We start from the raw sequence: 14,203 nt of genomic DNA on the forward strand, positions 1-14,203 counted from the left end.
CCTAGAAGCGCACCGGGAAGGTGAACAGCACGATCAGTCCGACGACGGCGATCGCGCCACCCAGCCCGAGGACGATCCGTGAGCCCAGTAGGGAGATCCCGCGTTGTGCGATCGCGGCGAGGAAGAGCACGAGCGCGAACAGCACGGTCATCAGGGAGTAGGCGTCCCCCTTGTCATTGAAGTCGAGCGCCAGAGCATGCAGTTCGTCCGCGTGCTTCGTTGCTTCTTCCCGTTCCTCCGTGCCCGGCGGCACGTACTCCTTCATCGCGAACGGCCCGCGCTCCTGCATCCCGTCGGCCTGCCAGGCATCGAATGCGACCGTGAGCTCGGGCGAGAACCGCTCTCGGATGTAGTCGGCCAGCGTCGGGTCTTCGTCTGCGCCCGCGATGACCCACTGGGTGTACACCGCGATGTCGGTCATGCGCGCGTCCCGCGCCTCGCTCTCGTAGTCCGAGGCCCCGATCCGCGCCGCCGACGCCTCGCTGAAGGCGACAGACGAGTCGCCGCCCCATTTGGTCGACTGGAAGCCGCACCAGGCGGTCAGCACCGCGACGAGCGAAAGCAGGATGACGGCGACGAGTTCGTGGGCCTCGCTATGCGTGCGCGCCGGTCGGGTGGATTGCTCCATGGTGGTTAGGGTAATGCGCAGGGGGTGTCATCGTGCAGAGGCCACTGGCGGGGCTGACTCGGAAGAACCTCGTACGTGAGGCGATCGCGGGTGTCACTCTGCTCGCGATCGCCATTCCCCTCAACATCGGGTACGCACAGATCGCGGGGCTCCCTCCGACTGCGGGGCTCTATGCGTTGGTCGTCCCGACCGTGATTTACGCCCTTGTGGTCTCGTCGCGTCAGCTCGTCGCTTCGCCGGATGCCGCGGCCGCCGCGCTGGTCGCCTCGTCGATCGGCGGCCTGGCTGTCGCGGGTTCGGCCGACTATGCGACGTTGGCCCTCGCGCAGGCGATCCTTTCGGGGGTGATGTTCCTGCTCCTCGCGTACTTCAAGCTCGGGTTCCTGGCGAACTTCCTGTCCAGGCCGATCCTCGTCGGCTTCGTCGGCGGACTGGCGCTGGACATTCTCGTCAGTCAGGTCGCGAAGATGCTCGGAGTGAAGATCGACTCGGGCGGCGAGTTCGTCGACAAGGTGGTCGAGCTGGTCACCGGGCTCGGCACGGTGAACATGATCTCGGTGCTCATCTCGATCGTCTCGGTCGCGATCCTGCTCCTCGGCAGGCGCTACCTCGGCGCCGTGCCCTGGGCGCTGGTGGTGCTCGTGCTCGGCACGGTCGTGGTCATGATCGCCGATCTGGATGACGCGGGGGTCGACGTGCTGGGTGCCGTTCCTGCCGGCCCGCCGACCCTGACCTGGCCGGTCATCGAATGGACGACGTGGCTCGCGCTGATCCCGTCGGCGATCGCCCTCACGCTCGTGACGACCGCGGAGGGACTGCTGGTGTCGCGGTCCTACAGCGAGAAGCGCGGCTACGTGGTCAGCCCCAACCGCGACCTGTTCGCACTCGGCCTGGGCAACATCGCCGCCGGCGCGAACGGCAGCTTCGCAATGGGGTCGTCGACGTCGCGCACGGCCGCGATGGATCAGGCGGGGTCGCGGACCCAGCTTCCCTCGCTGGTCCTCGCGGTCGGCACGCTCCTGCTCCTGCTCTTCGGCACCGCGCTCCTGGCCGACATCCCCTCGCCGGCGATCGGCGCGATCGTCGCGGTCGCGATCCTGCCGCTGCTCGGCATCCGCGAATTCATCGCGCTGGGCAGGCTTGATCGATTCGAGTTCGCGATCGGCGCGACCTGCTTTCTCGTGACATTGTTCATCGGCGCGATCCCGGGCATCCTGGTTGCCTTCGCGCTCGCGCTGATCAATCTCACCAGGCGCGCGGCCAACCCTGCGATCGACGTGCTCGCGACGAACGACTCACCCACCGACTCGCTGCTCGGCATGGCGCCCGCCGGGTCGGTCACCGCACCCGGAGTCATCGTCATCCGAATGGCCGCGCCGCTGTTCTTCGCGAACGGGGTGGTGTTCACGCAGGCCGTGCAGCGTGCGGTCACGGCCGCGCCCACGGGCGAGGTGCGCAGCCTCGTGGTCGACATGGAGGCAGTCACCGACGTCGACGTGACCGGCGCCGACGCCTTTGCGTCGCTGAAGAAGTGGCTCGTCGAGCACGACATCGCCCTGTCGTTCAGCCGAGTCCGCCCCGACGCACGCGAGCGGCTGGTGGCTTTCCGTCTGCTCGAGGGCGAACCGGTCTTCCCGACCAACCGCGCGGCGGTCGAGGCGCTGACGCCGCCGGTCGGCTGGGTCGAGAGACTACGCGATCGGGTCTTTCCGCAGGCTGAGCGCGTCGAGCAGCGCGGTGCGACCCATTCCCGCTCCGAGGGGAACGGCCCGCCCACCGAGCCGAACCAGATCACCCGAAGCACCAACTGACTCGAAAGGACCACCATGGGCAGTGTCATCGGAGCGATCCTTCCGCTCGCAATCGGCATCGCGATCAGCCCGATCCCGATCATCGCGGCCATCCTCATGCTGCTCTCGCCGAAGGCCAGGGGCACAAGCGTCGGTTTCCTGCTGGGCTGGATCGTCGGCATCCTGGTCGCCGTCACGATCTTCACGCTCGTCTCCTCTGTGCTCCCCGACGGAGGGTCCGACGAGTCGAAGCCGATTCACGGCATCATCCAGATCGTGCTCGGCGCCGGTCTGCTGTTCCTCGCTCTGAGACAGTGGCGCTCGCGCCCAGAACCCGGCACGGACCCCGCGCTTCCGAAGTGGATGTCGGCGATCGACACGATGAATGCGGGCAAGGGGTTCGGCCTCGGATTCCTGCTCGCGGCGGTGAATCCGAAGAATCTCTTGCTGGGGGCGAGTGCAGGTGTCACGATCGGCAGTGCGGGACTGCCGGTCGGTTCGATCGCGGTCGTGATCGGCGTCTTCACGGTGATCGCTGCGGCCTCCGTCGCGATCCCGGTGATCGCGTACCTGGTGTTCCCGAAGCAGATGTCGGCACCCCTGGAGTCGCTGCGCGTGTGGCTCGTCCACAACAACGCGACGGTGATGGCGGTGCTCCTTCTGGTGATCGGATTCGTACTGATCGGCAAAGGAATCGCAAGCTTCTGAGGACGGCTGGATGAGGGCCGGATTCACGTTCGGACCTCTGGGAACACGGTGGACGTGCAACGGCTAGCGTGGAAAGGTGCCCGAGATGATCGCGATCCCCGCCGGAACACTTCTCATCGGCTCCGCCGAGTTCTACGCGGACGAAGGCCCCGTACACGAACGTGACGTCGCCGAGTTCGAACTGGACGAGCATCCGGTCACGAACGGGGACTACGCCGCGTTCGTGGCGGCGACCGGCTATGTGACCGTGGCGGAGCGGGAGCTGGATCCCGCCGACTTCGTCGGCGCCGACCCGGATGACCTCGTTCCCGGCTCGATGGTCTTCACGCCCACAGACGGACCGGTCGATCTCGATGACTGGCGCCGATGGTGGCGGTGGCAGCCCGGCGCGCGCTGGAGCGAGCCCGAGGGACCGGGATCTTCGATCGACGAGCGGATGCGGCATCCGGTCGTTCATGTGTCGTTCGAGGATGCCGCGACGTATGCGGCGTGGGCGGGCAAGCGCCTGCCGACCGAGACCGAATGGGAATGGGCGGCGCGAGGCGGCCTGATCGGCGCGCGGTTCGCGTGGGGCAACGAGGAGAACCCGCGTGATGCCGTGATGGTGAACCGCTGGCACGGGTCGTTCCCGTACCGCAATACCGGCTCCGACGGATGGGTCGGCACGTCGCCCGTCGGTACGTTCGCGCCGAACGGCTACGGACTGTTCGACATGACCGGCAACACCTGGGAATGGACCACCGACTTCTATACGCCACGCCATGTGGTGCCGGGTGTACCGCGGGTCGACGCCGGCGCGCGCGCCAATCTGCTCGGTCCCACCGCGGCACCCGACGCGCGTCGCGTGCTCAAAGGCGGGTCGCACCTGTGCTCGCCCGACTACTGTCTGCGCTACCGTCCCGCCGCGCGGTCACCGCAGTCCGAAGACACGGCGATGACGCACCTCGGCTTCCGCTGTGCGCGATGATCCGCGTGCCATGCAGACAGCTCCGGCCCATTCACCGGTGAAGTCACTACACCGATTCGCCCACTACGCCGTGACTTCTGCAGTCTGCGCTTGCGCCTCGAGATCGAGATCGCTCGCCGCCTGCTCGAACTGCGACTGGTAGAGCCGCCAATACGCGCCCCGAGCCGCGATGAGCTCGGCGTGCGTGCCCTTCTCGACGATGTCGCCGTGCTCCATCACGAGGATGAGGTCGGCATCCCGGATCGTGGAAAGGCGATGGGCGATCACGAACGATGTGCGTCCTTCGCGCAGCGCCGCCATCGCATGCTGCAGCAGCAGCTCGGTGCGGGTGTCGACCGAGGAGGTCGCTTCGTCGAGGATCAGCACCGACGGCTGCGCGACGAACGCGCGGGCGATCGTGATCAGCTGCTTCTCACCCGCCGAGACGTTCGATGCCTCTTCATCGAGCACCGTGTCGTAGCCCTCGGGCAGCGAGTGCACGAAGCGATCAACACGAGTCGCCGTGGCGGCATCCACGACCTCCTGATCGGTTGCAGAGTCACGTCCGTAGCGGATGTTCTCGCGGATCGTGCCGGCGAACAGCCACGGATCCTGCAGCACCATGCCGGTGCGAGAGCGGACCTCGTCGCGCGTGAGCTCGGCGATGTCCTGCCCGTCGATCAGGATGCGGCCGCCGTCGAGCTCATAGAAGCGCATGATCAGGTTGACCAGCGTCGTCTTGCCTGCGCCGGTCGGACCCACGATCGCGACCGTCTGGCCGGGCTCGACGCGGAACGACAGGTCGCTGATGAGCGGGCGGTCGGGCGTGTATGCGAATCGGACGTTCTCGAATTCGATGACTCCGCCCGCTCCCGGTCCCTGAGACTGTCGAAGGGTCGGCGCGTCGGGCGAGTCGGGCTCCTGCTCTTCGGCATCCAGCAGGTTGAACACGCGCTCGGCCGACGCGGTTCCCGATTGGATCAACGCGGCCATGCCCCCGAGCTGGGAGAGCGGCTGGGTGAATTGCTGCGAGTACTGGATGAACGCCTGCACATCGCCGAGGCGCAGCTGACCGCTGGCGACCATGAGCCCGCCGAGGACGGCGATGCCGACGTAGGTGAGGTTTCCGATGAACATCATGCCGGGCATGATGATGCCGGACAGGTACTGCGCCTTGAAGCTGGCCTCGTAGAGCTCTTCGTTCTCGATCTGGAACTTCTCACGCGAGTCCTTCTCGCGGCCGTACACCTTGACGAGCGCGTGACCGGAGAACGACTCCTCTACCCGGGCGTTCAGCCGCCCGACCTTGCGCCACTGGGTGCCGAACGCCTTCTGCGACCGGGGACCGATGACGCCGAAGATGATCGCCATGAGCGGGAGCGAGATCAGGGCGACCAGGGCGAGCTGCCACGAGATCGAGAACATCATGATCAGCACGCCGATCACCGTCAGCACCGATGTCACGATGCTGGAGAGGGACTGCTGCATCGTCTGCGTGATGTTGTCGATGTCGTTCGTCACGCGGGAGATGAGCTCGCCGCGCTGGACCTTGTCGAAATAGGACAGCGGCAGGCGGTTGATCTTGATCTCGACCGATTCGCGCAGGCGCCACATCGTGCGCACCATGATGATGTTGAGCGCGTAGCCCTGGATCCAGCTGAGGAACGACGAGGCGACGTAGATCGCGAGCACGGCGACGATGACCATGCGGAGCGCCTCGAAGTCGACGCCGGTGCCGACTGTGAAATCGTTCATCGCGCCGATCATGTTCGCCAGATCGGTCTGGCCGGCGCCGTTGAGCGCCTCGACCACGACCGCCTGCGACGTGCCGTCCGGGAACTGCGCCGCGAGCGTGTTCGAGGCGACGCCCTCGAAGATGATGTTCGTGGCCTCACCGAGGATCTTCGGGGCGATGACGGCGAGAAAGACGCCGATCGCGCCGAGGACCGAGACGAAGGCGAACGTGACCGCGTGGGGCCGCAGCAGCCCGACGAGTCGGCGGAAGCTCTTGCCGAAGTTGTCTGCCTTGCCCGGCTTGACGCTGTCCCTGCCGCCCGAGGCCTGACGTGCCTGCTCCGCGAGCTCGAGTTCGAGGCGCTCTTCCTCGGCGAGGGTATCGGGAGTGCTCACGCTTCCACCCCCAGCTGCGACTCGACGATCTCTCTGTAGGTGTCGCTGGTCTGCAGGAGCTCCTCGTGAGCGCCCACCCCCACCATCCGGCCGTCCTCCAGCACGACGATGCGGTCGGCATCCGTGATCGTCGACACCCGCTGGGCGACGACGATCTTGGTCACGCCGGGCAGCTCCCGCCAGAGCGCCTGGCGGAGCCGGGCATCGGTGGCCAGATCGAGGGCCGAGAACGAGTCGTCGAAGACGAGGATGTCGGGCTGGTGCACGATGGCACGGGCGATCGCGAGCCGCTGACGCTGGCCGCCCGACACGTTGGTGCCACCCTGCGCGATGCGCGCTTTCAGCTGACCCTCCATCTCCTCGACGAAGTCCTTGCCCTGGGCGATCTCGAGGGCCTTCCAGAGTTCTTCGTCCGTCGCCTCCTCGCGACCGAACCGGAGGTTCGACTCGACCGTGCCCGAGAACAGGAACGGACGCTGCGGCACGAGGCCGATGCCCTTCCAGAGATAGTCGAGGTCGGCCGCGCGCACGTCGACCCCGCCGACGCGCACGGCGCCGCCGGTCACGTCGAACAGCCGCGGGATGAGCGAGATCAGCGTGGTCTTGCCCGACCCGGTCGATCCGACGATCGCAACGGTCTCACCGCGCTTGGCTTCGAAGGTGATCCCCTGCAGGACGGGAGACTCGGCGCCCGGGTACGTGAACTCCGCGTCGTCGAAGGCGACGGTGCCGGGGGTGGCGAAGTCGGTCACGCCGTTCTGCGCGCGAATCAGCGTCGACTCGCTCGCGAGCACCTCGCCGATGCGCTCGGCGGAGACCGCGGCGCGCGGGATCATGATCGTCATGAAGCTCGCCATCAGCACGCCCATCAAAATCTGGCCGACGTACTGCATGAAGGCGAAGAGGGTTCCGATCTCGACGGCGCCGGCATCGACCTGGATCGCGCCGAACCAGATCACGCCTACCACGGTGACGTTGAGCACGAGCATCGCGACCGGGAACAGCAGCACGAAGAGCGAGCCGACCTTGCGCCCCACCACCATGATGTCGGTGTTCGCCACCGCGAAACGCTCTTCCTCGATGTCTTCGCGCACGAATGCCCGCACGACGCGCACGCCGGTGAGCTGCTCGCGCAGGACCCGGTTGGCGGCATCCAGCTTCATCTGGAAACTGCGGAACAGCGGAACCATCCGGCTGATGATCAGCAGAACGAACAGCAGCAGCAGCGGCACCGCGACCGCGATCAGCCAGCTCAGGCCGACGTCCTGCCGGAGCGCCATGTAGATCCCGCCGATCGCGAGCAGCGGCGCCGTGACGAGCATCGTGGCGCCCATCATCGCGAGCATCTGCACCTGCTGGACGTCATTCGTGTTGCGGGTGATGAGCGAGGCGGGACCGAACTTCGAGACCTCGCGCTCGGAGAAGCCGCTGACCTTCTCGTAGATGTCACGACGCATGTCACGCCCGGCGGCCATCGACGAGCGGGCCGCGAAATACGTGGCGATGATCGCCGCGACGATCTGCAGGAGCGAGATCGCGAGCATCACCATGCCGGTCGACCAGATGTAGGCGGTGTCGCCCTTGGCCACGCCCTGGTCGATGATGTCGGCGTTCAGGCGCGGCAGGTACAGCGATGCCATCGCCGAGATGAACTGGAAGATCAGCACGCCGAGCAGGAGCCAGCGGTACTGCTTCAGATATCGGATGAGGAGCTTGCCGAGCACGGGGTCTCCGAAGAAGGTCGAGAGTTCGGGCGCGGCGGCGCCACCGCTCAAGCCTGCCACGATCCTCCGACATGCTCCGTCTTCGTCGGCTCCGTACGCTCAGGGCGCAACCGTGCGGCGGCTGCGTGCCCTCCCCGTCTGACCCCCGTCTGATCTCGCGGGGCTCAGACGAAGCGGACGGCCTGCTGCAGCCGGGTACGGATGTCGAAGATCTCATTGCCGCCGATGGAACGAGCGCCCGGCACCCCCTGGCGGAGGACGTTCGCGAGGGCGCCGCGTGCGACCAGGACGACCGGGATGCCGCGCGCCCTGCCCAGGTCGGTCACGGCCTGCACGAGATCCTCGTCCGGCAGGACGACGATGACCCCGCCGAAGCGGACGCCCGCCGCGCGGGCGATGAGGCGGACCCGGCCGAGCAGATCGGCGACCGGAGTGCCGGGCACCGCATCCCCGGTGAGTTCGCCGCGGCGCACTCCGACGGGTCCGCCGAAGTCCTCGGACAGGACGGCGTACAGCCCGGAGGGGCTCAGCACGATGTGGTCGAGCTTGTCGTCACCGGTGCCGCCGCGCACCGGAGCCGCCACGTCGTGCCACACCGTGTATCCGATGCCCAGGTCCGAGACCAGGCGCGCCGTGGCCTCCTCTGCAAGCGCGTCCGCCAGCATCCGTCGCAGTTCGCGGGGCGCCGAGCGCACGAGGGCCGGATCGTAGGGGTCCTCGATCAGGACTCCGCGCCCCACCCACTCGCGGATGAGGGTGAGATAGCGCTCGCGCCTCCACCCGCCGGGCTGGCCGAACGACTTCGCCTTGGGCCGGGTGTCGGCCGGGCGGGGCGGAGTGCGCCATCCCGACCACTCCGATGCCGGCGCCTCGCCGAAGCCGTGGCCGCGATCATACGCAGCCCGGGCGTCGGCCGTTCCGACCAGTTCCCACGCCCGCTGCACCTGGATGAACACCGCCGCGTCACCGCCGGTGTCGGGATGCGTCTGGCGCAGTCGCAGCCGGTACGCCTTGCGCAGCGATTCCTCGTCGGTCACCGGGTCGACGCCGAGCACGTCGTAGGCGGACGCGGAGAGCGGACTGTCGAACACCTCGGACACCTCCCCCGCCGCGAGCGCGGCGCGATCCAGGCTAATCGGTGCGAGCTGTCAGCGGCGTTCGTTGCGCCGCGCGTACGCGGCCGCGCTGCGGCTCGAGAGCGCCAGCAGGATCAGGATGTCGAGTCCGAGTGTCAGAAGAGAGCCGGTGATCTTGAGCTCGAGCCCGCCGGCCCACCACTGGATGAACGAGCCGGTGATCGAAATCGACGAGAACGTCATGATCATCACACGAGCCCAGTTGTGCCCGATCAGGATGAAGAACGCCAAGGCCGCGTCCACCAGCAGGGCGACACCGAGGAAGATCGTGACCGCGATGAGCACTCTCTGCGCGAGCTCCGGCGTGGTCTGCGCCCCCTCGATCGTGACGTCGATCTGGGTCAGCGTGCTGCGCCAGTTCAGCACGATCGTGCCCAGCACGATCAGTCCCGACAGAACGCGCAGGAACACCAGCACCACGCCCGCGACCGTCGTCGCCGGACGCCTCATCTCGGGGTCGGCTTCGGGCCGTCTGAGCAGCTGCGAGGCGGGCTCGAACGCCGGCCGCTTGTCGGGGGCGTTCATCATGGCGTTCCCACCGCCACTGATCGCACGTCGACGATCGGCAGATCCCCGTCTGTGCGGATGCTGTCCCCTCCGCCGTTGCGAGCGTGATAGCCCGTCGAGAAATCGGCGAGGACTGTGACGGCCACCCTGCCGTCTGCTGCAGTCAGGGTCTTGACGATGTGGTCGCGTTCGACGTCGGTGTCGGCATCGATGCGGTGCGTGATCTGCAGCGTGAACAGCGAGAGTCCGACCGCCGTGTCGAACGTGCCGGCCGCGAGCCAGTCGACGCGGGACCCGCCGGGCAGCAGCCAGCCGTCCGGACACTTCCAGAACCGCACGTGGTGACGCTGGGCCGGGTTCCCGTCCACTTCCTGCTGGTAGGCGAAGTCCTGCGGGCGGCTGAAGAGGAACAGCGGACTGACCGGCGCTTCGTCGTAGCTGTGACGAGTGAGCGTCGAGGTGACGATCCGCCACGACGAGCCGAGCGTGACCGGGTGGGCCAGCGTCCAGCCCGCTGTCGTCATCGCCGCGTGGATCTGCTCGGCCTCGCCGAGGAACGCCAGGTTGACCGGGTCGCCGAGCAGTCCGTCACTCGTGCGGGCGCGGCCGATGAAGTAATCGGGGACGTAGATCGTCGTGAGGATCCGGTGCAGGCGCGGCAGCACCAGGTAGGCCAGCAGCACCCAGAATGCCAGTCCGAAGACGAACCCCCACCAGCCGACCCTGAAGGTCTCCGTGAAGCCCAGGTAGGCGAGCCAGATCGAGGCGAGCCCGGCGAAGACGAAGAAGAACCAGTCGATCGCGACGCCGATCGAATAGCGACGACGCCGCGGCTCGTCGGTCATGATCCTCGTCTCTCAGCTCCAGAGCGGAATGGCCGGTTCGTACGCGAGGGCGGATGCCGCCGCATCCGTCGTCAGTTCGGCGATCGTCGCCGGCCGCCAGCGCGGGGTGCGGTCCTTGTCGACGACCTGGGCGCGGATGCCCTCCACGAGGTCGGGCTGAGTGGCGGCGAACCACAGCGCCAGACCGTACTCCTGAGCCAGCGCCGCGCGCAGATCGGGCAGTGTGCGGGCGCGGCGCACCGCGTCGAGGGCCACCGCGAGTGCGGTGGGCGAGAGCTCGGCGAGCACGTCCGCGGTGGCGGAGGCTGCGGCCTCGGGCCGGGCGCGCAGCCGCTCCGCGATCTCCGCCACGCTGTCGGCGGCGAACGTGTCGTCGATCCAGTCCCGCTGCGCGGCGAGCGCGGAGGGCTGCGGCGTCTCGTCGAACAGCTGGACGAGCTCGGTCGGAGTGGACTGGTGTGCACGGGTCTGGAGCGCATCGCGGAGGTCGCCGAGGTGCGCGGAGGGCACGAAGTGATCGGCGAAGCCCGCGTAGATCGCGTCCGAGCCATCCATCGAGGCGCCCGTGAGCGCGAGGTACTCGCCGATGCGTCCCGGCGCCCGACCGAGCAGCCAGGAGCCGCCCGCGTCGGGGGTGAAGCCGATGCGCGTCTCGGGCATCGCGAGCTTCGACCGCTCGGTGACGATCCGTACGGGCGCGTGGCCGGCAAGTCCGATGCCGCCGCCCATGGTGATCCCGTCGGCGAGCACGACGATCGGCTTTGGGTACTCGGCGATGCGCGCGTCCAGGGCATACTCCGCACGGAGGAAGCGGCCCATCCCGTCGGGGTCGCCGCCCACGATCTGCTCGTAGAGTCCGCGGATGTCTCCGCCCGCGCACAGCCCCCGCTCGCCCGTGCCGTCGAGCACCACGAGCTGGACGTCGATGTCGTGCTCCCATGCGTCCAGTGCGGCGCCGAGGGTCTCGATCATCCCGAGATCGAGGGCGTTCAGGGCGCGGGGTCGGTTGAGTGTCAGGCGACCGAGACCTCCGGCTCGGCGCACCAGGACATTCGGCTCGGTCGGCTGCGCGGTATCGCTCACGACCGCAACGATACCGCTCGGGCGAGGCCGGAGCTGAGGCCGGCGTCCGCTCCTCTGCGCGCCGGGCGGCGGCCCTCCTGCACTCCGAGCGCACTTTCCGCCAGGATAGGAAGGACTGCTCAATGACGACGACGAGAGGTTCGGAATGCCCGAAGGACAGGTGCTCGAATTCTCCGGGGTCACCAAGAGGTTCGGTGCCGTGACGGCGGTCACCGACTTCTCGGCACGCGTCGAGCCGGGCGTGGTCACCGGATTCCTCGGACCCAACGGCGCGGGCAAGACCACGAGCCTTCGGATATTGCTCGGGCTGGTGGGCGCGACCAGCGGCACCGCCACGATCGACGGGGCACCGTACGCGTCGCTGAAGCAGCCGCTCCGCTCCGTCGGGGCGGTGCTCGAAGCATCGAGCTTCCACCCCGGACGCACGGCGGCCAACCACCTCAAGGTGTACGCGCAAGCGACCGGGCTTGCCGCCTCGCGCGTCGACGAGACGCTCGGTCTCGTCGGGCTCGCCGACGTGGGAGGCCGCAAGGTCGGCGGATTCTCGCTCGGCATGCGCCAGCGCCTCGGACTGGCTTACGCCCTGCTGGGCGACCCGGGCGTGCTCGTGCTGGACGAACCCGCGAACGGCCTGGATCCCGAGGGCATCAAGTGGATGCGCGGCCTTCTTCGTCAGCTCGCTCGGGAGGGCCGGACGGTGTTCATCTCGTCTCATCTGCTCGCCGAAGTGCAGCAGACCGTCGACTCGGTGCTGATCATCTCGCAGGGCCGGCTCGTCTATCAGGGCGCACTCGAGGACCTGGCCGACCCGTCTGGGTTCGCGACGGTCGTCGACTCCCCCGATCGCGCGGCGCTGAGCGCGGCGCTGAAGGACGCGGACGTCTCGTTCGACCTGCTCCGCTCCGGACTCACCGTTCGAGGGCTCGATCCCGCGGCGGTCGGCGCGATCGCGGCATCCGCCGGCGTCGCACTGTCGTCGCTGCAGCGGCGCGGTCCCGCGCTCGAAGAGGTGTTCCTCGACCTGGTCAGCGGTGCGCGGGTGCATCCGACCGTCGCCGGTGACGCGGGTGAGGCGGATGAGGCGGATGCCGCCGCGCCGGCCGACGAGGAGACGGATGCCGAACCGCCGGCGGGACCCCCTGTGGATCCGTCCCCGAACCTGACGTTCGCCGTCGCGAGCACGGGAGTCATCGACATCATCCCGTTCGGTGCCGGCGACCCCGCGACCGATGCCTACGAAGACGCGCTGGCGCGCGACGAGGACGCGGCCTCACCGGACTGGGCCGAGGACGATGTCCATGAGCGCACCGACGACGAGGGAGGTGAGCGGCGATGAGCCTCGCAAACGCCACGCGCTCCGAGGCGAGCAAGCAGTTCTCGACCTCGATGTGGTGGATCCTCGCGATCGTCCTGGTCGCGTATGTCGGTTTCACCGCCGCGGTCCTGGGATTCGTCTTCGCGGCGGCATCCTCGGGCTCGCTGCCCGGCAATGCGCCGCAGATCCCCGCCGAGGGCCTCCCGGCGATCCTGTACAGCACCGCAACGGCGATCGGATACGTCTTCCCGCTGCTGATCGGCACTCTGATGGTGACGACCGAGTTCCGCCACAAGACACTCACTCCGACCTTTCTGGCGACGCCCAAGCGCGGCATCGTGCTGTGGGCGAAGATCCTGGTCGGCGTCGGGGTCGGAGTGCTGTTCGGCGTCCTCGGGGTGCTGTCCTCGGCGGTCCCCGCCGCGGGACTGCTGGCCGGCTACGGCCTCCACACCGATCTCACCTCGCCCGACACCTGGGCTCTGTTCGGCCGGATGATCCTCGCCTACGTGCTGTGGGTGCTCATCGGCATCGGTGTCGGCGCGCTCGTTCGCAATCAGGTGGGTGCGATCGTCGGTGTCCTGGTGTTCACCCAGTTCCTCGAGCCGGTGGGACGTGCTGCGGCCGCTTTCGTGGACGGGCTCTCCGATGTGACCCGGTTCCTTCCCGGTGCGGCCAGCGATGCACTCGCGGGCGCGAGCGTCTTCAACGCCGCCACGCCCGGCGGCACGGGCGGCGCGTCGCTGGAGTGGTGGGCCGGCGGTCTGGTGCTGCTCGGCTACGCGGTGGTCCTGCTCGCGTTCGGACACCTGTTCAGCTGGCGCCGCGACGTCACCTGACCACGTGCAGGTCAGACCGCGGTGGCGGGCTTCGGCTTGCGGACGCGCGCCTTCTTCACCGGCGGCAGGTCCGCGACCGGTATCGTCCCGGTCGCGATGTCGACGACGTCGGCGGGCTTGTCGCCCGGTTCGACCTCGAGGTTCAGCGACTGCACCAGCGCGAGTCCATGGCGCGTGGTGAGGATCACGCGCTGGTAATCAGGGTGCCCCTCGAGGTTGATCACGACGCTCGGTCGATGGCGGCGGATGATCGCGAAATCGTCGCCACCACCCGAGCGCCAGGTTCCCATCGCGATCACACCGCGCAGGTGGGTGCCGGGACTCGGGACTCCGCGCAGCCACGTCCACGCGTCATCGGTCAGCTGCACCTTGGCGATCGTCGACCGCTCGATCGCCACATTCCCCCTGTGGAATGCGAGCGCACGCTCGGCGCCCGACAGCACGACCTCAAGCCGTGTCGAGTCGAGGAGGAGCGTGACCATGGCCTTAGTCTGCCAGCGGCGCCGGGCGCCTACCTGGTGTTTTGCTTACGGACGGACAACGATCGCGGAG

Annotated in this window: 13 protein-coding genes; 5 read left to right on the forward strand and 8 right to left on the reverse strand. The window is 68.1% G+C overall.

What is annotated here, in order from left to right:
* Position 1: 1 nt before the first annotated feature.
* The gene (locus QZV84_RS06575) at positions 2–628 is read right to left on the reverse strand and encodes a hypothetical protein (RefSeq protein ID WP_292827145.1); all 627 of its coding nucleotides are present in this window, start codon (positions 626–628) and stop codon (positions 2–4) included.
* A gap of 32 nt (positions 629–660) precedes the next feature.
* On the opposite strand from QZV84_RS06575, the gene QZV84_RS06580 reads away from it, so the two are divergent.
* The 3 genes from QZV84_RS06580 to QZV84_RS06590 all read left to right on the forward strand — a co-directional run bounded on the left by QZV84_RS06580 (position 661) and on the right by QZV84_RS06590 (position 4,093).
* Positions 661–2,439 carry a SulP family inorganic anion transporter gene (locus QZV84_RS06580; protein ID WP_292827147.1) on the forward strand — a complete coding sequence of 593 codons (1,779 nt, stop codon included), beginning with the start codon at positions 661–663 and terminating at the stop codon, positions 2,437–2,439.
* Between the two features lie 15 nt (positions 2,440–2,454).
* A complete protein-coding gene (locus tag QZV84_RS06585) occupies positions 2,455–3,126 on the forward strand; it encodes a GAP family protein (RefSeq protein WP_292827149.1) in 672 nt (223 codons plus the stop codon).
* 85 nt (positions 3,127–3,211) lie between these two features.
* Positions 3,212–4,093 carry a formylglycine-generating enzyme family protein gene (locus tag QZV84_RS06590; protein ID WP_292827212.1) on the forward strand — a complete coding sequence of 294 codons (882 nt, stop codon included), beginning with the start codon at positions 3,212–3,214 and terminating at the stop codon, positions 4,091–4,093.
* Positions 4,094–4,156: 63 nt separating this feature from the next.
* Here the strand turns inward: QZV84_RS06590 and QZV84_RS06595 are convergent, their stop codons facing one another.
* From QZV84_RS06595 to QZV84_RS06620, 6 genes are all read right to left on the reverse strand, one after another.
* On the reverse strand, positions 4,157–6,202 hold the full coding sequence (locus tag QZV84_RS06595; RefSeq protein WP_292827151.1) for an ABC transporter ATP-binding protein: 2,046 nt from the start codon (positions 6,200–6,202) through the stop codon (positions 4,157–4,159).
* Positions 6,199–7,926 carry an ABC transporter ATP-binding protein gene (locus QZV84_RS06600; RefSeq protein WP_292827215.1) on the reverse strand — a complete coding sequence of 576 codons (1,728 nt, stop codon included), beginning with the start codon at positions 7,924–7,926 and terminating at the stop codon, positions 6,199–6,201. The genes QZV84_RS06595 and QZV84_RS06600 overlap by 4 nt, the downstream gene beginning before the upstream one ends.
* Before the next feature lie 164 nt (positions 7,927–8,090).
* Positions 8,091–9,017, reverse strand: a complete 927-nt coding sequence (locus QZV84_RS06605; protein ID WP_292827153.1) for a DnaJ domain-containing protein — start codon at positions 9,015–9,017, stop codon at positions 8,091–8,093.
* Between the two features lie 57 nt (positions 9,018–9,074).
* Positions 9,075–9,590, reverse strand: coding sequence for a hypothetical protein (locus tag QZV84_RS06610; RefSeq protein WP_292827156.1), 516 nt, complete (start codon positions 9,588–9,590; stop codon positions 9,075–9,077).
* Positions 9,587–10,414, reverse strand: coding sequence for an LssY C-terminal domain-containing protein (locus tag QZV84_RS06615; RefSeq protein WP_292827159.1), 828 nt, complete (start codon positions 10,412–10,414; stop codon positions 9,587–9,589). Before QZV84_RS06615 ends, QZV84_RS06610 begins: the two co-directional genes overlap by 4 nt.
* A gap of 12 nt (positions 10,415–10,426) precedes the next feature.
* Complete coding sequence (locus QZV84_RS06620) at positions 10,427–11,497, reverse strand: enoyl-CoA hydratase/isomerase family protein (RefSeq protein ID WP_292827161.1); 1,071 nt, start codon at positions 11,495–11,497, stop codon at positions 10,427–10,429.
* 145 nt (positions 11,498–11,642) lie between these two features.
* On the opposite strand from QZV84_RS06620, the gene QZV84_RS06625 reads away from it, so the two are divergent.
* A complete protein-coding gene (locus QZV84_RS06625) occupies positions 11,643–12,833 on the forward strand; it encodes an ABC transporter ATP-binding protein (protein ID WP_292827164.1) in 1,191 nt (396 codons plus the stop codon).
* Positions 12,830–13,651 carry an ABC transporter permease gene (locus tag QZV84_RS06630; RefSeq protein ID WP_292827167.1) on the forward strand — a complete coding sequence of 274 codons (822 nt, stop codon included), beginning with the start codon at positions 12,830–12,832 and terminating at the stop codon, positions 13,649–13,651. The genes QZV84_RS06625 and QZV84_RS06630 overlap by 4 nt, the downstream gene beginning before the upstream one ends.
* 11 nt (positions 13,652–13,662) lie before the next feature.
* Here the strand turns inward: QZV84_RS06630 and QZV84_RS06635 are convergent, their stop codons facing one another.
* A complete protein-coding gene (locus QZV84_RS06635) occupies positions 13,663–14,133 on the reverse strand; it encodes a hypothetical protein (RefSeq protein ID WP_292827170.1) in 471 nt (156 codons plus the stop codon).
* Between the last annotated feature and the right edge of the window lie 70 nt (positions 14,134–14,203).

Source organism: Microbacterium sp., assembly GCF_011620715.1.
Classification (GTDB): Bacteria; Actinomycetota; Actinomycetes; order Actinomycetales; family Microbacteriaceae; genus Microbacterium.